The 17167-nt window shown below is 66.9% G+C and carries 20 protein-coding genes; 11 read left to right on the plus strand and 9 right to left on the minus strand.

Features of this window, described 5'->3' with window-relative positions; all coding sequences use genetic code 11:
• Positions 1-2: 2 nt before the first annotated feature.
• The 3 genes from BLT71_RS01100 to BLT71_RS01110 all read right to left on the minus strand — a co-directional run bounded on the left by BLT71_RS01100 (position 3) and on the right by BLT71_RS01110 (position 1662).
• A complete protein-coding gene (locus BLT71_RS01100) occupies positions 3-290 on the minus strand; it encodes a MoaD/ThiS family protein (protein ID WP_015939011.1) in 288 nt (95 codons plus the stop codon).
• Positions 283-1389, minus strand: coding sequence for a WD40/YVTN/BNR-like repeat-containing protein (locus BLT71_RS01105; RefSeq protein ID WP_091716846.1), 1107 nt, complete (start codon positions 1387-1389; stop codon positions 283-285). The genes BLT71_RS01100 and BLT71_RS01105 overlap by 8 nt, the downstream gene beginning before the upstream one ends.
• 72 nt (positions 1390-1461) lie before the next feature.
• Positions 1462-1662 (minus strand): hypothetical protein, encoded by a 201-nt coding sequence (locus tag BLT71_RS01110; protein WP_056080394.1) that lies wholly within the window; start codon positions 1660-1662, stop codon positions 1462-1464.
• Positions 1663-1949: 287 nt separating this feature from the next.
• On the opposite strand from BLT71_RS01110, the gene BLT71_RS01115 reads away from it, so the two are divergent.
• The 6 genes from BLT71_RS01115 to BLT71_RS01140 all read left to right on the plus strand — a co-directional run bounded on the left by BLT71_RS01115 (position 1950) and on the right by BLT71_RS01140 (position 7473).
• Positions 1950-2696, plus strand: a complete 747-nt coding sequence (locus BLT71_RS01115) for a hypothetical protein (protein WP_157693405.1) — start codon at positions 1950-1952, stop codon at positions 2694-2696.
• A 108-nt stretch (positions 2697-2804) separates the two neighbouring features.
• Entirely contained in the window at positions 2805-3560 is a 756-nt protein-coding gene (locus tag BLT71_RS01120) for a class F sortase (RefSeq protein WP_091716848.1), read from the plus strand.
• A 52-nt stretch (positions 3561-3612) separates the two neighbouring features.
• Positions 3613-4128, plus strand: a complete 516-nt coding sequence (locus BLT71_RS01125; protein WP_091716850.1) for a universal stress protein — start codon at positions 3613-3615, stop codon at positions 4126-4128.
• A gap of 316 nt (positions 4129-4444) precedes the next feature.
• Positions 4445-4810 (plus strand): metal-sensitive transcriptional regulator, encoded by a 366-nt coding sequence (locus tag BLT71_RS01130; protein ID WP_091716851.1) that lies wholly within the window; start codon positions 4445-4447, stop codon positions 4808-4810.
• A 73-nt stretch (positions 4811-4883) separates the two neighbouring features.
• Positions 4884-5123 (plus strand): heavy-metal-associated domain-containing protein, encoded by a 240-nt coding sequence (locus BLT71_RS01135; protein WP_091716853.1) that lies wholly within the window; start codon positions 4884-4886, stop codon positions 5121-5123.
• Between the two features lie 37 nt (positions 5124-5160).
• Entirely contained in the window at positions 5161-7473 is a 2313-nt protein-coding gene (locus BLT71_RS01140) for a heavy metal translocating P-type ATPase (RefSeq protein ID WP_091716855.1), read from the plus strand.
• A 27-nt stretch (positions 7474-7500) separates the two neighbouring features.
• On the opposite strand, the gene BLT71_RS01145 is transcribed toward BLT71_RS01140, so the two are convergent.
• Entirely contained in the window at positions 7501-7773 is a 273-nt protein-coding gene (locus tag BLT71_RS01145) for a DUF2277 domain-containing protein (RefSeq protein WP_015939020.1), read from the minus strand.
• 224 nt (positions 7774-7997) lie between these two features.
• Between BLT71_RS01145 and BLT71_RS01150 the strand changes: the two genes are divergently transcribed.
• Positions 7998-8261 carry a WXG100 family type VII secretion target gene (locus tag BLT71_RS01150; protein WP_045731203.1) on the plus strand — a complete coding sequence of 88 codons (264 nt, stop codon included), beginning with the start codon at positions 7998-8000 and terminating at the stop codon, positions 8259-8261.
• Between the two features lie 172 nt (positions 8262-8433).
• Here the strand turns inward: BLT71_RS01150 and BLT71_RS01155 are convergent, their stop codons facing one another.
• Positions 8434-9474, minus strand: a complete 1041-nt coding sequence (locus BLT71_RS01155) for an EamA family transporter (protein WP_172829885.1) — start codon at positions 9472-9474, stop codon at positions 8434-8436.
• Between the two features lie 71 nt (positions 9475-9545).
• On the opposite strand from BLT71_RS01155, the gene BLT71_RS01160 reads away from it, so the two are divergent.
• Positions 9546-10091, plus strand: coding sequence for a CGNR zinc finger domain-containing protein (locus BLT71_RS01160; RefSeq protein WP_091716857.1), 546 nt, complete (start codon positions 9546-9548; stop codon positions 10089-10091).
• Here BLT71_RS01160 and BLT71_RS01165 read toward each other — a convergent pair.
• The 3 genes from BLT71_RS01165 to BLT71_RS01175 all read right to left on the minus strand — a co-directional run bounded on the left by BLT71_RS01165 (position 10088) and on the right by BLT71_RS01175 (position 12527).
• Positions 10088-10456, minus strand: coding sequence for a hypothetical protein (locus BLT71_RS01165; protein ID WP_091716859.1), 369 nt, complete (start codon positions 10454-10456; stop codon positions 10088-10090). The genes BLT71_RS01160 and BLT71_RS01165 overlap by 4 nt on opposite strands.
• Positions 10457-10557: 101 nt before the next feature.
• Complete coding sequence (locus tag BLT71_RS01170) at positions 10558-11148, minus strand: hypothetical protein (protein WP_091716861.1); 591 nt, start codon at positions 11146-11148, stop codon at positions 10558-10560.
• A gap of 26 nt (positions 11149-11174) precedes the next feature.
• Positions 11175-12527 (minus strand): MATE family efflux transporter, encoded by a 1353-nt coding sequence (locus BLT71_RS01175; RefSeq protein ID WP_231994399.1) that lies wholly within the window; start codon positions 12525-12527, stop codon positions 11175-11177.
• A gap of 192 nt (positions 12528-12719) precedes the next feature.
• Here BLT71_RS01175 and BLT71_RS01180 point away from each other — a divergent pair, with 192 nt between their 5' ends.
• Together BLT71_RS01180 and BLT71_RS01185 are read left to right on the plus strand one after the other, a co-directional pair.
• A complete protein-coding gene (locus BLT71_RS01180) occupies positions 12720-13154 on the plus strand; it encodes a DoxX family protein (RefSeq protein WP_091716865.1) in 435 nt (144 codons plus the stop codon).
• Between the two features lie 219 nt (positions 13155-13373).
• The gene (locus tag BLT71_RS01185) at positions 13374-14345 is read left to right on the plus strand and encodes an acyl-CoA thioesterase (protein WP_091723729.1); all 972 of its coding nucleotides are present in this window, start codon (positions 13374-13376) and stop codon (positions 14343-14345) included.
• A 28-nt stretch (positions 14346-14373) separates the two neighbouring features.
• On the opposite strand, the gene dnaB is transcribed toward BLT71_RS01185, so the two are convergent.
• Positions 14374-15759 carry a replicative DNA helicase gene (gene dnaB / locus BLT71_RS01190; protein ID WP_015939029.1) on the minus strand — a complete coding sequence of 462 codons (1386 nt, stop codon included), beginning with the start codon at positions 15757-15759 and terminating at the stop codon, positions 14374-14376.
• A gap of 804 nt (positions 15760-16563) precedes the next feature.
• Between dnaB and BLT71_RS01195 the strand changes: the two genes are divergently transcribed.
• Entirely contained in the window at positions 16564-17136 is a 573-nt protein-coding gene (locus tag BLT71_RS01195) for a hypothetical protein (RefSeq protein ID WP_091716867.1), read from the plus strand.
• Positions 17137-17167: the final 31 nt, after the last annotated feature.

The following is a 17167-nucleotide window of genomic DNA, read 5'->3' on the forward strand; positions in this document are numbered from 1 at the left end:
CGTCAGCCGCCGGCCACCGACTGGATCACCAGCACCTCCTGGCCCGGGGACACCTCGGTATCCAGCCCCTGCAGGCGCCGTACCTCGTCACCGTCCACGTAGACGTTAACGAAGCGGCGCAGCGCACCCGTTTCGTCCCGGAGCCGCCGGGCGAGCACAGCGAACCCGGCAGTGACCGAATCGAGGAGCTGCCCCACTGTTACCGGCCCGTCGGCGGGCGCAGTCAGTACGGACTGTCCGCCGGCCAGGGGCTGGAGGACGCTGGGTAGCACCACTGTAATGTCAGGCACCGGCCACCACTGCCGCCCGGACACACAGGACGTCCGGAAGGTGCGCGATTACCTCTGCGAACGTCTCCCCCTCGTCCGCGCTTGCGTACACCGTCCCGCCGCGGGTGCCGAAGTACACTCCGGCCGGCTCGGCGGTATCCACCGACGCGGCGTCGCGCAGCACACTGTTGTATTCCTTGCCGGGCAGGCCGTTGCTGAGCCGCTTCCACGAGTTTCCGGCATCGTCAGTCCGGTGGACCGCAAGGTCCCCATCCGGAGGGATGCGTTCGCCGTCGGCTTTGAGCGGGACCACCCAGGCCGTTCCTTCCCGGCGCGGGTGCGTCAGCATGACGAACCCGAAGTCCGCGGGCAGGCCGTCGGCGATCGACGTCCAGGTGTCCGCATTGTCGTCCGTGCGGTACACGCCGTGATGGTTCTGGGCATACAGGCGGCCTTCCACGGCGGAATCCGCCGCGATCTTGTGGACGCACTGGCCAAACTCGGGGTTGGGATCCGGCATGAAGTACGCCGAGATCCCCTTGTTGCGGGGCTCCCAGGAGGTGCCGCCGTCGAGCGATCGGTAAACGCCGCCGGTGCTCATGGCGATGTGGACCGTGTCCCCGGCGGGATCGACCACGATGGAGTGTGCCGCCGCGCCGCCGTAGCCGGCGCCCCAGTCGCTGCGGTGCGGGTGGTCCCAGAGGCCGCGGTTCAGTTCGAAGTGTTCACCGCCGTCAGTGGATTTCCACACGGAGATGGGTTCCGCGCCGGCCCACACCACGCCCGGCCGGGATTCCGCGTCCGGGTAGATCTGCCAGACGCGCTCCACGGCGGCTCCGGTGTCCTCAGGGAATTTGATGGCACCCTGTTCGGGTTCGGACCAGGTTGCGCCCAGGTCATCCGAGTGGGCTACGGTGGGGCCCCAGTGTTCACTGCGCACTCCCACCATGATCCGGGTGCGGCCGCCCCTGGTGTCGATCCCCACGCTGGGAATCTCCGCCATCAGGAAGTGGGGGCCGGTGAAGGACCATTCGCGCCTGTCCTGGCTGGTGGCCAGCCACAGGCCTTTCTTGGTCCCGATCGCTAAGACAAAGTTCTCTGCGGTTGCCATGCCCACCATGCAACCACCGCCGTGTGCAGGCTGCAACGGTTTTGGCGCACGGGAAAAATGAGCGGTGGTCCGGACGGGACGCTAGTCGACGAACTCGGACTGGGTTTCGATGAAGTCCCAGTCGGCGGCCGTCAGCACGGCAGCGGGGTTGTCCGGGTGCGGTCCGCCGGCTTCGGCGATGCCCTGGAGCACCGGCAGCGGCAGCTCACCTGTCCGAAGGTTCTCGCGGAGCCATTCCTTGCTGTCCAGGTCAAGGTCCAGCCACCACATGAAAATTTCCATGCCAGATCCACCCGCCTTTCTTTGAAATCAACGTTAGGCGCGGGCGAATTCCGGGACAAGGCTCAGCCCTCCCCCACAGGTAGTTGCGGGCAAAGATCGGGTACCGGCAAGTAACCTGGCCGCCGGCGGGTCCGGAAAAGACGAGTACACCCTACTGAGGAACTCCCCGGGCGCCGCCCCTAGCCTGAAACCTCAAGCAAGCTGACCGTGCTGCTGGGGCATACGGGCGCCACCGCTGGCCTTCCCCCGCCATGGTCCGTTTCACGCCAAAAATTGGGGAGAGAACAATGAAACGCACCATTGGAACACTCGGCGCCGTGGGCCTGGCGGCACTCGTCGTCGCCGCCCCCGCAGTGGCTGACCGCGGCTGGAGCGATGACGACAAGGTCATCATCTGCCACGCGGGCTCAGGCTCGAACGCCAACCACTACACCGTGAACTCGGTTGCGGTCCCGTCACTGAACGGGCATGGCAAACACGGCAACGACATCATTCCGCCCAACGACGGCCTAAAGTACGGGCAGAACTGGGACGCTGCCGGGCAGGCGATCTACAACAACGGCTGTGTTGCGGCGCCTCCCGTCGACAATCCGCCGGTCGATAACCCGCCCGTGGATAACCCTCCGGTGGACAATCCCCCGGTCGACAACCCGCCCGTCGACAATCCTCCTGTGGATAATCCCCCGGTCGACAACCCACCGGTTGTCAATCCACCCGTGAACAACCCGCCGGCCGTCGTCCCCCCGGCAGTGACGCCCGTGGTCCCGCCCGCCGCAGCACCGGCAGTGGCGCCTCCGGCAGCGGTGACCCCGGTGGTGCCCGCCCAGCCCGCAGCCACCCAGGTGCAGCAGGCAACGGGAGCGGTGGCCGCTGCACCCGTCAGCATGGGAACCAACCAGGGCTACAACGCCCAGACCGCCGTCGGCGGCAACCCGGCCTCACCCGCCTGGCTGGGCGGCATCGGCGCACTGGTTGCCGCCGGAGCTGCCGTGGCCATCCGCCGGCGGTCGGCTTCCTCACCTACGGCCCGCTGACGCCGTCGTCAACGCCGCAGCGCCGCGGCCCCTGACAAGGAAGGCGTTCCGCCAGTGCCCGGCGGGACGCCTTCCTTCCCATCACCAGCGATCCACCGGAGGAGTGCCATGGCCGAGGAGAACAGCCGCCGGGCCGCGCGGCCACGGCGGCCGTGTTGGCGCCTGAACCGCACCGACCTGGCGATCCTCCTGTGCGGCGTCACGGCAGCCATGGGCATCACGTTCGGCGGCCCTCTCCTGCAGCAGGGCCCGCCTCCCGCCGTCGTCAACGCCGTGGCGGCCGCACCGGCCACCGCCGAACCCGTCCCATCCGCCACTCCCGCGCCCATATCGGCTGCCGCGTCCAGCACTACGACGCCGGCACTTGGCTTGCCTGCCACAGCGACACCGGTGCAGGCGGCACCGGAGCCTGCACTTCCGGAAGCGGCGGCACCGGTCCGCATCAGCTACCCGTCCGCCGATCTCGACGTGCCGGTCCACCCGCTGGAACCTGATTCAGCCGCAGCTGCCAGCCAGACCATCGTTCCGCCGGAGACCAAGGACGCCTACTGGCTCACCCCCTACGGAACACCCGGCAACAACTCCGCCAACACCACGTACGTCATCGGCCACAGCTGGGACGGCGCGGACGCCCCCTTCAACCACCTGAGTTCAGCCGCCCGCGTGGGCGACTCATTCACCGTGGAGACCGGCACTGGAGCAATCTCCTACCGGGTGGACACCGTGACCACCTACGTGAAGGCCAGCCTCAAGGACAGTCCCATCTGGGACATCGTTCCCAACAGGCTGGTCCTCATCAGCTGCTACACGCAGGATCCGTGGGGGAAGAACGTGGTGGTGACCGCCTCCCCCGCAGTCCCCTGACAAGGGCCGGCGGGACCTGTTCACCTGCCGCATCCCGGGCGGACAATGGGCTATGACATCGGAACGGTTCAGCGGTACCGCCCCGCTACTGGTGGGCATCATGCCGAAGCAGCACCCGGAAGTCCTCCACACCGCTGCCAGCCTGGCCGCCCGGCTGGGCCAGCCATTGGTCTGCGCGTATGTGGACGAGGCCAGCTACCTGGTGGAATGGGACCCCGCACGCTCCGCCCACCGGCTTTCCCTCCATCCTGACGCCGATGACGGGGACATCCGCGCCCTGACCACCGGACTGAAGGCGGACATCATGGCGGCGATGGAAAAGGTGCCTGCCGGCAGCGGAGCGGTGGCATGGACGCTGCGCACGCTCGCCGGGGATCCCGCCCGGGCGTTGGCCCGGCTGGCCGCCGAAACCAACGCACCCATGATCGTGGTGGGCACCTCGGAACGTGGATTCTCACACCGGCTTTCGGAGGCGCTCAACGGATCGGTGGGCGCCTGGCTCAGCCACCACCAGAGCCTGCCGGTCCTGGTGGTTCCGTACAGGATGCCGGCGCACGAGGACAGCTGAAGCACCGGCCGGGCCAGCTCGCCAATGGCTGCGGAATAGGGCCTGGAACGGCGTCAAAGCGGGCCTCCAACAGGGCCGGATAAAATAAAGCGAAAGTAGTTATTCCGGGTGGTGGCGGAGTTGCCTACCAGACAGTAAGCTGAATCAAGCAGGCCGGTTCCGCGGAGAGTGGATGCCGGGTTTGCCCAAGAGCTGCTCCGGAGTGCGTATCCCCCAATAACGCACTCCGGAGCTTTTTTGTGCCCTGACCGCATTGGGCACGGATACCCCTGGGGGGTACTTGTACCGATACCCCGATGGGGTATACATTGAATCCATGGACGCCACCGAACAGGCAGAAGCCGCGCCACCCTCGGAATTAGCGCAGGAGCAGGAGCAGCACGCACCGGAGCACGGGTACACGGCCAACAAGGACGCCTACCTGCGCCGCCTCAAACGCATTGAAGGCCAGGTCCGGGGCATTGCACGGATGGTGGACGAGGACAAATACTGCATCGACATCCTCACCCAGGTTTCCGCCGTCACCAAGGCGCTGCACGCCGTCAGCCTGGGGTTGGTGGAAGAGCACATCGGCCACTGCGTAGTGGGCGCCGCTGCTGAGCCGGACCCGGAAGCACGCGCCGAAGCCATCGATGCCAAGGTCAAGGAAGCTGCTGAAGCCATCGGCCGCCTGCTCCGCTGACAGCCAGTCGAATTTTTCACGCCAGACCCACCACCCATGCCGGCCACCCGCCGGACGCTACGAAGGAGCAGCCATGAGCACCACCTCCCCCACCACCACGAAAGTCAGCGTCTCCGGCATGACCTGCGGCCACTGCATTTCCGCCGTCAGTGAGGAGCTCGAAGCCCTCAGCGGCGTCGAAGCCGTGGACGTTGACCTCAACGCCGGCGGCATTTCCACCGTCACCATCACCTCCACGGGCAAACTGTCACCCTCCGAAATCGGTGAAGCCGTGGCCGAGGCCGGCTACCTGGTCGTCGCCAACGAAGCGTAGGGACCCCCGCGCACCGCACCAACCCTGAGAGGACGGCATGAACCACCAGGAACTGCTGCAACCGTCCGGTATCCGCGTGGTGGAACTGGACATCGAGGGCATGACCTGCGCTTCCTGCGTCAACCGGGTGGAGAAGAAGCTCGGCAAACTGGAGGGCGTGGCGGCCTCGGTCAACCTCCCCCTGGAATCAGCCCATGTCACGGCACCGGCGGGAATCACCGACGAACAGCTGGTGGCTACCGTCAATGCCGCCGGTTACACCGCCACGGTGCGCACCCCGCCGGCCCCCGCGGACACCGGCGGACCGGATGCGGGTGGCACTGACCATCACATGGCGCACGGCGGCACGGCCGCGCAGCTGCGTCCGCGCCTGATCCTGGCCGCCATCCTCACAGTTCCCGTGTTCCTGGTATCCATGGTTCCGGCGTTCCAGTTTCCACACTGGGGCTGGGCGGCAGGAGCCCTGGCGCTGCCGGTCGTCACGTGGGCGGCCTGGCCGTTTCACCGCGCCGCGGCCGTCAATGCCCGGCATCTCGCCTCCACCATGGACACGCTGGTCTCGATCGGCGTCACGGCAGCCTACCTGTTCTCAGCCTGGCAGCTGGCAGCCGATCCGCGGATGACCGAGCACCCGGGCATGGAGGGCATGGACGCCGGCGGCCTCTACTTTGAGGTGGCAGCAGTGGTCACCACCTTCCTGCTCCTGGGCCGCTATCTGGAGGCCAATGCCAAGCAGAAGGCCGGGGATGCCCTCAAGGCCCTCCTTAACCTGGGTGCCAAGGACGCCGCAGTCCTTCGTGACGGGGTGGAATATCGGGTTCCCGCGGACCGGCTCCAAGTGGGGGATGTCCTGGTGGTCCGTCCGGGCGAGAAAATCGCCACCGATGGCGTGGTCCTCGATGGAACCTCAGCGGTGGACGCCTCACTGGTGACCGGCGAGTCGGTGCCCGTGGAGGTGGGCCCTGACAGCAAGGTCACCGGCGCCACCATCAACACCTCGGGCAGGCTGCTGGTCCGGGCAACCCGCGTGGGCGCCGAAACCACCCTCGCGCAAATGGCCCGCCTGGTCTCGCAGGCGCAGACAGGCAAGGCGCCCATCGCCCGCCTGGCGGACCGCATCAGCGCCGTCTTCGTCCCGGTGGTGCTGGCCATTGCCGCGGCGACGTTCCTGCTGTGGCTTCTTGTGGCAGGTCCTGAGGCCGGCGACGCCGGGTTGCGCCAGGCTTTCACTGCCGCAGTCGCCGTCCTGGTCATTGCCTGCCCGTGCGCGCTGGGCCTCGCCACACCGGTGGGGCTCCTGACCGGCAGCGGGCGCGGGGCCCAATTGGGCATCCTCATCAAGGGGCCGCAGGTCCTCGAAGACACCCGCACGGTGGACACCATCCTGCTGGACAAGACGGGCACCGTGACCACCGGTGTGCTGGCGGTCGGCTCCACCACCGCGTTCGGCCCCTTCGATGAGCAGCAGGTGCTGCGGCTCGCCGGGGCGGTGGAGGCGGCATCGGAACACCCCGTGGCGCGGGCCATCGCGGCGGCGGCCAAGGAGGCCGCCCACGCTGGCCCGGGCAGTGCCGCGGACGACGACAGCCGCTTGCCCAATGTCGACGGCTTCCGTTCCGCACCGGGCGGCGGCGTCACCGGAACAGTGGAGGGCAGGCTGGTCCTGGCCGGACGCAGCGGCTGGCTCCGCGACAACGGCATTGAGCCATCCCCGGCGCAGCTGGAGGCACTGGCAGAAGCAGAAGCGGCCGGCGCCACGGCCGTCTGGGTGGCCGTGGACGGTGTCCCCGCAGGAATCATCAGCCTTCGGGACACGGTCAAGGAAGGCTCTGCCGCTGCGGTGGCACGGCTGAAGGACCTTGGCCTGCGCCCCATCCTGCTGACCGGAGACAACGCCGCGGTGGCCGCCCAGGTGGCTGCCGCCGTCGGGATTCCCCCCGCTGATGTCTACGCGGGAGTGCTGCCGGAAGGCAAAGTGGAGGCCGTGCGCAGGTTGCAGGCCGCGGGAGCAACAGTGGCCATGGCCGGTGACGGCGTGAACGACGCCGCAGCCCTCGCGCAGGCGGACCTGGGGATCGCGATGGGGTCCGGGACGGATGTGGCCATCGAGGCCGCAGACCTCACGGTGATGGGCAACGACCTTGCCCAGGTGGCGCAGGCCATCGAGCTGTCCCGCAGGACCCTGGCCACCATCAAGACGAACCTGTTCTGGGCCTTCTTCTACAACGCCGTCGGGATCCCGGTGGCAGCGCTCGGCCTGCTCAACCCCATGATCGCGGGTGCTGCCATGGCCGCAAGTTCCGTACTGGTGGTGGCCAACTCGCTGCGGCTCCGGAGCTTCGGAAAGTAACGGGTTCTTTGCAGACGCAGCGCGGGCTCAGGCTGCGCCGTAGCGGACGGCGGCGCGCGCCCGGGCCTTGGCGGCTTCCTCATCGCGGTCCTTCGGCGGCGCCTGCGTCACCAGCGCGTCCAGCAGGTGCTGGGTGATGTGGGCGATCTCGTGGACCGCGTCATCGAAAGCGTCCTGGTTGGCCTTGGACGGCTTCGTGCTCCCGCTGATCTTGCGCACATACTGCAGCGCGGCGGCGTGCACCTCCTCGGAGGTGGCGTGCGGTTCGAAGTTGTGAAGGGTTCGGATGTTCCGGCACATAGGGCCATGCTAGGCTCTGGAGCGCCTAAGATCGACCCTTCGAGGCCTGCTTTAAGGGCAGGTTGAGGAGGTCCGTCCATGGGGAGGACAGCATGGGCAGGGGTGCCCATCGACACTCCTTTGAGGGCCGGGATAGGTTTTAGGCAATGGATCTTCCGGATGAGCCGGGGGGCCGCTGGGGATGCCGACCTGGTTCGGATCCACTTACCAACAAGGAGATACTGATGGCTATTTGGGGTGCAGACGTTCAGCAGCTTCGTCAGCTGGGCAGCAAGCTTCAGGCAGGTGCGTCCGAGATTGAGACGCAGAAGTCCACTCTCACCAAGGTTTTGAGCAGCACCAACTGGGAAGGCCCCGACGCTGACAAGTTCCGCAACGAATGGTCGGGCCAGCACACCACCATGCTGACCAAGGTTGCTGAAGCACTGAAGGAAGCCGGCGACAAGGCCAAGCGCAACGCCGAAGAGCAGGACCAGGCTTCCCGCTAAGCACTGGCTGCGCAGGTCCTGTCACCAGGAACCTGTTTGTAGACGGCGAGGGCCCGGGCACCGCAAGGTGTCCGGGCCCTCCCCCGTTTAATCTCGGTTCAGGTGCCGGCGGACCTGCCCAACTCCCCTGCCCCGGACAGCCGTGCGCGGAAGACCGCGCTTGCCGGGGCACTCAGGGCACGGGTTCGACGTCGTTCGCGTGCTCGAGCGGTGAGCCCGCCTTCGCCGTCGGCTGGCCGGGTGAGGGTTGCGGGGCCGGGGCCCGGAGTTCGTCGAGCCGGACCAGGAGGACGCCTCCCACGATGAGGACACCGCCCACAAGCTGGATGGCGCCGGGCAACTCGCCGAGCAGCAGCCAGGCCCAGATCACGGCGAACAGCACCTCGGTGAGGGAGACAAACGAGGCCACCTTGGAGCCCAGTGCGCGGGCCGCCATGATTCCGGAGACGTAAGCCAGCACTGTTGCCAGGACCACCAGGCCGGCCAGCGAAACCCACCACGGGGTCACCCAGGGGCCGAGTGTGGTGTCCGCCGTGTTGAACGCCATGGGCAGCAGTCCCGTGGCGCCGGCCAGCCACATGACGGCGGCACCCACCATCAGGCCGCCGGATGCCAGCAGAAGGGGCGGCAGGCTGTCATTTTCCTTTGCCGTAATGAAGAAGTACATGGCCAGGCAGACCGCTGCGGCCATGCCCCAGAGGACACCCACCGGGTCCACCTTCACGGCACCGGTGAGATCCAGGACCAGCACCAGGCCAGCCAGCGACAGCAGGGTTCCCCCAAAGGTGAGCGCGCGCGGACGCTTGCGGCTGGCCGCCCAGATCCAGAGGACGATGATCACCGGGGCAAGGTACTCGAGCAGCAGCGCGACGCCCACGGAGAGCCGCTCCACCGCGTTGAAATAAAACAACTGGCACGCGGCCACGCCGATCAGGCCAAAGAGCAGAATGGTGAGCCAGTTGTCCCGCAGCTGGTGCCAGCGGCCCTTCAGGGCGATGACCGCCGGGACGGCGAGGATGAGCGCGGCGCCGGTGAGGCGTGCCGTGACGGCGGCGCCCGGGGACCATCCCGTTTCCAGGAGCGCCTTGCCGAACGATCCCGACGTGCCGAAGACGGCGGACGAGAACAGGGCGACACCCAGGCCGGAGGCCAGGAAACTGCGCCGGGGTGCCACCAGGCTTGGCGTGGCGGGATGGTTCTTTGCGGCAGGCACCGTCGCCTCCTGTCAGGAGTAAAGTGGGGTATTGGTCATGACAGTACGCTTCGGCGCTGTAAGGAGTCAAGATGGTATTTGCCCCTGACACTGAGGTTGCGCTGCGCAGCGTGGTCAACCTCATCAATTCCGGTGCCAACGGGCGCGAGGCCCTGGGATCCCAGCAGGATCTGGACGGGTTCCTGGCGGCGGAGCAGTTCTCAGGTTCCAGGGCCAGGGATGAGGCAGAGCTGGCCAGCGTCCGGCGGCTGCGCGGGGAACTGGCCGGGGCGTGGGTAGCGGGGGAAGACGGTGCCGTGGCGACGATCAACCGCCTGCTCCGCGACGCGAACGCCCTCCCCCAACTGGTCAGGCACGATGGCTGGGACTGGCATTTGCACGCCACCACGCCCGAGGCCCCGCTTGCGGACCGGATCAGCACGGAGGCCGCGATGGCACTGGCGGATGTGGTGCGCAGCAAGGAGATGGACAGGCTTCGCGTCTGCGAGGCCGAGGACTGCGACGCGGCGGTGCTGGACCTCAGCCGAAACCGCTCTAAGCGTTACTGCGATACGGGCAACTGCGCCAACCGGGCGCATGTGGCGGCCTACCGGGCACGGCAGGCCGCGGCGGGTTAGCGGCCTGCGGAACCTTCAGTGCCGCCGTCGGGATCCTGCTGCTCAGGCGAGCCGGGGGCCTTGGTCCCGCCGAAGCCGTGGGACGTGTTCTTGGCCGAGCTGAGGTTGACGCCGGACCCCTTGCCCAGGTGCTCGGCATTGTCCTTGTGGCTCATGGACAGCATGGCAGCGATCACCAGGGTGACGATGAAGGCGATCCCGGCACCCGTGAAGGCCAGGTCGAAACGCGGAGCGCGGGCGCTGCCGCCGGAAGCGAAAATGACCACGGCGAAGAAGGCCACGACGGCCCAAAACGCGGAGAACATCAGCGGGCCCTTCACAGAGGTCCGCAGCTTGCGCGGTTTTCCCTGGTGCTGGTCTGCCACGGTAAGTCCTCCCTGCGGGCGGCATGGATGGCCGGCCCGGTGTACGTTGTGGGTGGCCCCGGGAAAATTTCTACAACGAGTAGAACCGGGACCTTCCTAGTTTACGGCTTAGCGGCCGTACTGCGGGAATCGTGCCTGAGCGTCAGCCCGGACAGCGCCCACAACACACCGAGGATGATGGCCCCGCCGCCGGCCACGCCCAGCAGTGCGTGCGCACCGAGGCTGATGAAGAACGGCAGGATCACCGCCGTTCCGAGGCTGATGAGGCCGGAGGTGATCCAGTCGCGGGCCAGGACGTGCCGGCCGCGGTTCCGGATGCCGCAGGCCAGCTCCAGGGCTCCGGCGACGCCGAGCCCCAGCGCCGCGATGACACCGAACAGGAGGTCGCTGTGTAGCAGGAGCACCGCGAACCCAGCACCCGCCAGCACGGATCCGGCAGCCGAAAGCAGCTTGCCGGACGCAGAGTCGCGCCCGAAGCCGGTAGCCGGGATACCCCAGAGGGTGACGGCGCCGATGGCCAGGAGGTACAGGCCGCCGGCCCAGCCCATGGCTTCCACGGAGGGCGTCGCCCAAAAAATCGTTACTGCGCCGAAGACCAGCGAGGCGGCGGAGCGCAGCAGGACCGGCTTCCACAGGTCAGGGCGGGGGGCGGTTCCCTGGGCGGCGCCTGCGGGTGTCAAGGGTTGTGTCACCGGTCCAGTTTAGTTGCGCGTCCCGGTTAGGCCGAACCCAGCACCATCCACCGGTCGCTCCGGGCGCGCAAGCCCAGCGTGAGCGCCCGGGCAGCCATGTATCCGATGGAGAATGCCGCCCAGAGCCAGCCGAGCCCCGCAACCCCTGAAACTCCGGAGAACGCGACAGCCGCCAGCATCGGGGCATACGCCGCAACATTCATCAGGCCGGCCAGGGCCAGGTAGCGGGCATCCCCCGCGCCAATCAGCACTCCGTCCAGCACAAACACGTAGCCCGCAATCGGCTGGCCCACAGCCAGGATCCACAGGGCAACCGCCAGGGCGGCCTGTACATCCCGGTCGGGGGTGAAGAGGGCGCCCGCCCACGGCGCCACCGCCGCGAGGAGCAGCCCCGTGACCACGCCGAAGCCGATGCCCCAGCGGATCATGGTGGTGGTCAGCACCCGGGCCCGGGCGGCGTTCGAACCGCCCAATTCCTTGCCGATCAGCGCCTGCGCAGCGATGGCCAGCGCGTCCAGGGCGAAGGCCAGGAAGGAAAAGATGGTCATTGCCAGCTGGTGTGCCGCCAGGTTAATGGCACCCTGCCCGGTCACCACCAGGACCGTCACCAGGATGGCGGCCCGCAGGCTGAGCGTGCGCAGCATGAGCCAGGACCCCACCCTGGTCATGCTGCGGATGCCGCGCCAGCTGGGCAACAGCGATACGCCATGCCGGACGGCGTTGCGCCGCACCATCAGCACGTAGACCGCCGCCATGCACCACTGCGCCACGCTGGTGCCCACCGCGGAGCCGGTGACGGACCAGTTAAGCCCGTAAACCAGCCAGAGATTCAGGACGATATTCAGCCCGAAGCCGGCAGTGGCCACCACCAGCGGGGTGCGGGTGTCTTGCAGCCCGCGGAGTACGCCGGTTCCGGCAAAGACCAACAGCATCGCCACAAGTCCCGGCATGGACCAGCGGAGGTAGTCGACAGCGAAGGCGCGCACCTCGCCTTCTGCGCCCATGAGCCCGATCAGCGGTTCTGCGGCCACAAAGCCAGCTGCCGCCAGGACGACTCCCAGCAGCATGGCCAGCCAGACGCCGTCGCGCCCTGCCGCCAGCGCTTTCCCAAGCTGGCCGTCGCCGATGGCCCGGGCCACCGCAGGGGTGGTGGAGTAGGCGAGGAAAACCATCAGCCCGACGACGGTGTGCAGCACGGCCGAGGCCAGTCCCACGCCGGCCAGCTGGGCCACTCCCAGGTGTCCAATTATGGCCGAGTCCGCCAGCAGGAACAGGGGTTCGGCCACGAGTGCACCGAACGCGGGGACGGCGAGACGGAGGATCTCGCGGGCATTGCCGCGGCGCGACACTACAGGCGCGGAAGTGGAGGGTTGGGACACCGTGCCAGCTTAACGGCCACTGGGCGGGGACCCGGGGCACTGTGACGTCACGGTCATGACATATCCCACAGAATACCCGGATTGGTTGACTCTTCAACCAATCCTGCGAAACACTGGAGGAGTTCAACGCTGCGATCCGGCCCCTGCTTGCATGTGTCCAGCTCCGACCGATATCCGAAACGGTGAAACCCCATGAACCAGTCCCGCCTTACCACCACCGCCATCACAGCCCTCCGCATTGTCCTGGGCTTCCTCTTCGCAGCCCACGGCTGGCAGAAGTTCAACGAATGGACCATTGCCGGCACCCAGGCGTCCTTCGCCAAGATGGGCGTGCCTGCCGCCGATGTGATGGCCCCGGCCGTTGCGGTCCTCGAATTCGCCGGCGGCATCGCCCTGGTCCTGGGCATCCTGACCCGCGTGGTGGCCGCCCTCCTGGCCATCGACATGCTGGGCGCCCTCTTCCTGGTGCACGCTCCGGCCGGAGTTTTCGCTGCCAACGGCGGCTACGAGCTGGTCCTGCTCCTCGCAGCTGCCGCGTTCGCACTGGCCCTCACCGGCGCCGGCCGCGTCTCCGTGGACCGCGCCCTCTTCGGGCGCAGGAACTCCAAGCTGGCAGTCCTGGCCTAAAGCCGAAACGCCCGACGGCGGCTGCGCACCACGGTGCGTGGCCGCCGTCGTGGTTTAACCGGCGCCCGGGACGCTGAAAGGGTGCGAATCCGCTGTTCGGCCTACAGCGATCCGGCACCCTTCCAGCGATTTCGGGAAGTGACGGCCGGTCATGCGCCTCTTGGCCCGGCATTGCGGCCGAACCGGCCGGTAACCGGCAGCGTCAGTATGATCGGCAGCATGACTGAGACCGGTGCGCCCAACTCCGTGACCCTCCGCTTCCTGGCGGCACCCACCGACGTTGGCCACAGCGGCTCCGTGGATGCCGGGACGGTGTTGGAGTGGGTGGACAAGGCCGCCTACGCCGCCGCCGTGGGGTGGGCGAAGTCTTACTGCGTCACGGCATACGTGGGCAACATCCACTTCGCGGATCCCGTCAACAGCGGCGACATGGTGGAGGTGGAGGCCACCATCGTCTACACCGGCCGGTCCTCCATGCACATCCGCACCGTGGTCTCCTCCAGCGACCCCAAGGGCGGCCCCGCCACCATGCGCAGCCAGTGCATGGTGATCTTCGTGGCGGTGGGCGAGGACGGCAAGCCCACCCCGGTCAAGCAGTTTGGGCCCGTCAGCGCCGCGGAGATCGAACAGCGCGACCACGCCCTGGCCCGGATCAAGGTCCGGGAACAGATCGTCGAAGCTATGAACCATCAGGAATATACCGACGCCGGAACGGCCGAGCGGGTGACGTTGCGCTTCATGGCTGCACCCACCGACGTGAACTGGGGCGGCAAGGTCCACGGCGGAATCGTCATGAGGTGGATCGATGAGGCCGCCTACGTCTGCGCGTCACGCTACTGCGGCAAGGACACGGTGGCGGTGTTCTCCGGCGGTGTCCGCTTCTACCGGCCCCTCCTGATCGGTCACGTGGTGGAGGTGGAGGCCCGCCTCGTCTACACCGGCACGAAGGGGATGCACATCGCCGTCCACGTCCGCTCCGGCGATCCCAAGGGCCGTGAACTGAACCTCACCACGTATTGCCTCACGGTCATGGTGGCGCGCGACGGCGCAGGCAACTCAGTGCCGATCCCGGCCTGGGTGCCGCTCAGCGACGAAGACAAGCGGCTTCACGCCCACGCGCGGGAACTGCTGGAGATCAGGGGCACAGCGCCGGGGAACCGGATGCCAAACCACCTTCTGGCCAAGGACTGACCCAGGGCCAGCCACTCCGGCGTCGGGCCTAGAAGCCTCCGCCGCCGCCGGCGTCACCGGCCATGTTGGCGAACCGGGAGTAGTGGCCCTGGAACGCCACCACGATGTCCTTGGTGGGGCCGTTACGGTGCTTGGCAATCAGGATGTCGGCCTCACCGGCGCGCGGGGATTCCTTGTCGTAGACGTCCTCACGGTGCAGCAGGATGACCATGTCGGCGTCCTGCTCGATGGAGCCGGATTCACGGAGGTCCGAGACCATGGGGCGCTTGTCTTGCCGCTGCTCGGAGCCACGGTTCAGCTGGGACAGGGCGATGACCGGCACCTGGAGTTCCTTGGCCAGCAGCTTGAGGGCACGTGAGAACTCGGAGACTTCCTGCTGGCGCGACTCCACTTTCTTGCCGGAGCTCATGAGCTGCAGGTAGTCGAGGATGACTAGCTTGAGGTCATGCTGCTGCTTCAGGCGGCGGCACTTGGCCCGGATCTCCATGAGGGACATGTTCGGGCTGTCATCGATGAACAACGGAGCGTCGTTCATGCGGCCCATGGTGGTGGCGATCTTGGACCACTGTTCGTCCTTGATGGTGCCCTTGCGGAGGTCCTGCAGCCCGATGGTTGCCTCGGCCGAGAGGAGGCGCATGGCAATCTCGTTTCGGCCCATTTCCAGGGAGAACATGACGGTGGCCAGGTTGTTCTTGATCGCCGCCGAGCGGGCGAAGTCCAGCGCAAAGGTGGACTTGCCCACCGCGGGACGGGCTGCGATGACGATCATCTGGCCCGGGTGCAGGCCGTGGGTAAGTTCGTCGAGCTCATAGAAGCCGGTGGGTACACCCACCATGCCTTCGCCACGGTGGCCGGAGGCCTCGATCTCGTCCACGGTGGATTCCATGACGTCCTTCAGGACCACGTAATCCTCAGCCGTCCGGCGCTCGGCAACAGCGTAGACCTCGGCCTGGGCCTGGTTGACCAGGTCCTCCACTTCGCCGTCTGAGCCGTAGCCCAGCTGGACGATCTTGGTCCCGGCGTTGACGAGACGGCGCAGCACCGCACGTTCGGCAACGATTTCGGCGTAGTAGCCGGCGTTGGCTGCCGTGGGAACAGTCTGGATCAGCTCGTGCAGGTAGGCCGGGCCACCGATCCTGTTGATCTCGGCCCGCTTGGTCAGCTCGTCAGAGACGGTGACGGCGTCCGCGGGCTCACCGCGGCCGTAAAGATCGATGATCGCTTCGTAAATGGTTTCGTGGGCAGGGCGGTAGAAGTCCTGGCCGCGGAGGATCTCCACAACGTCGGCGATGGCATCTTTGGACAGCATCATGCCGCCCAGGACGGATTGCTCAGCCGGGATGTCCTGCGGAGGCTTTCGGCTCGCGTCTGATCCGCGGGTAGTTTCGACCTCGTCCAGATGCGCGATTGACAAAGCTGCCGTCCTCCATAGTTACCGGGCACGCCCGGTGGTTGCCGTCCTGCAAAGGCTTCGCCGGAAATCCGGGTCCGCCACCTGTCCAATGTCTACCGGCAGGGTCCGACACTGCGGCTGACCTGGCCTCCGACCCGACTTGTGCACAGGAGTTATCCCCAAATCCACAGGTTTTCCACAGAGACCCCTCCCCTGGGGTTTGCCGCAGCCGTCCGGCCTGCCTTCGATGCAGGTCCGCGGGCCGCAATTGATCCCCGGAACAGGTACCCCGCCACGCTAGCGGCCCCCGGCCCCACCGCAAAGTCCACCACCGGGACTGCCTGTGGATAACCTGTGCACTAACCGGCATAGCTTGTGCACAGCCTGTGTGGAAAGTTGTGGAAAAGAAAAAAGTTTGACTCTCGTAATGGCTCTGACCTGCGAAAACTCTTCACACGGCATGTGGAGCAAATATTTCTTTTGTGGAATTTCATCCACAGCGGCGTGTCGGAACATGCCGCTCCTGCGCGTGTTGCCGGCATCCGTGACACACCTCATCCGGGCCCTTTGGACGGATTTCATATTCCCTCGAAGGATTGCCCGGCGGCCAGTGGGCCGAGCATGCAGCGCGGTGAATATTGCTGTGGATAACCCGGATCTGCCCTAAGCTCGTAGGTATGGGCGAACTACTCCTGGTTCTGTTGCCTGCGATTGTCCTGGTGGTGATTATGTGGGGTCTTGTGACGTCCGCCGGCCCCGGGTCCTTTCCGCAGCGATCCCGGCCACATCCGCAGCAACAGGTAGATAGAGAACGGCTTTAGAACCATGGAATCGCTAGTCATCCCCGCCCTCATCCTTGTGGCTGTGGCAGTTGCCGTTGTACTGGCTTCCCGCGCCTTGGGCAAGAGGAAGGCTGCGCATGACGCCGCTCCCCAGCAGCCCGCCCCTGGCGCCGCAGAGCTGGCCCGGACCGCAGCCGCCAAGCTGTCCGAAGCAGAACACCGGCGTATATATGCGCTGATCGCTCAAGGGCAGGCGATGGCCGCCATCAAGCTGTACTACGAGGCGACCGGAGACGGCCTGCGTGCCTCCCGCGACGCCGTCGGGGCCCTGGCCTCCCACCCGCAGCCCTACCGCAGCCCGGCAGCCCCCGGAAGCACACCGGAGGACGACGAAGACGACGAGCCGCAGCGCTTCCCGTACCGCTACCGGGCCATCGCCAGCAAGGGCGACGTGACCCGCGAAGTCAGCAGCAACATGCTCAATGACGAGATTTACGGCAGGATCCGCACACTGGCCCGCAACGGGGATGCAGAGGCAGCCGCTGCAGCCTTGACGCGCCACTCAGACATTTCCATGAAGCAGGCGCGGGAGTTCATCGAACTCCTCGACGACTAAGAGCCGGCCAGCCCGCAGGCCGGCCGGCTCA

This window comes from Pseudarthrobacter equi (genome assembly GCF_900105535.1).
Classification (GTDB): Bacteria; Actinomycetota; Actinomycetes; order Actinomycetales; family Micrococcaceae; genus Arthrobacter; species Arthrobacter equi.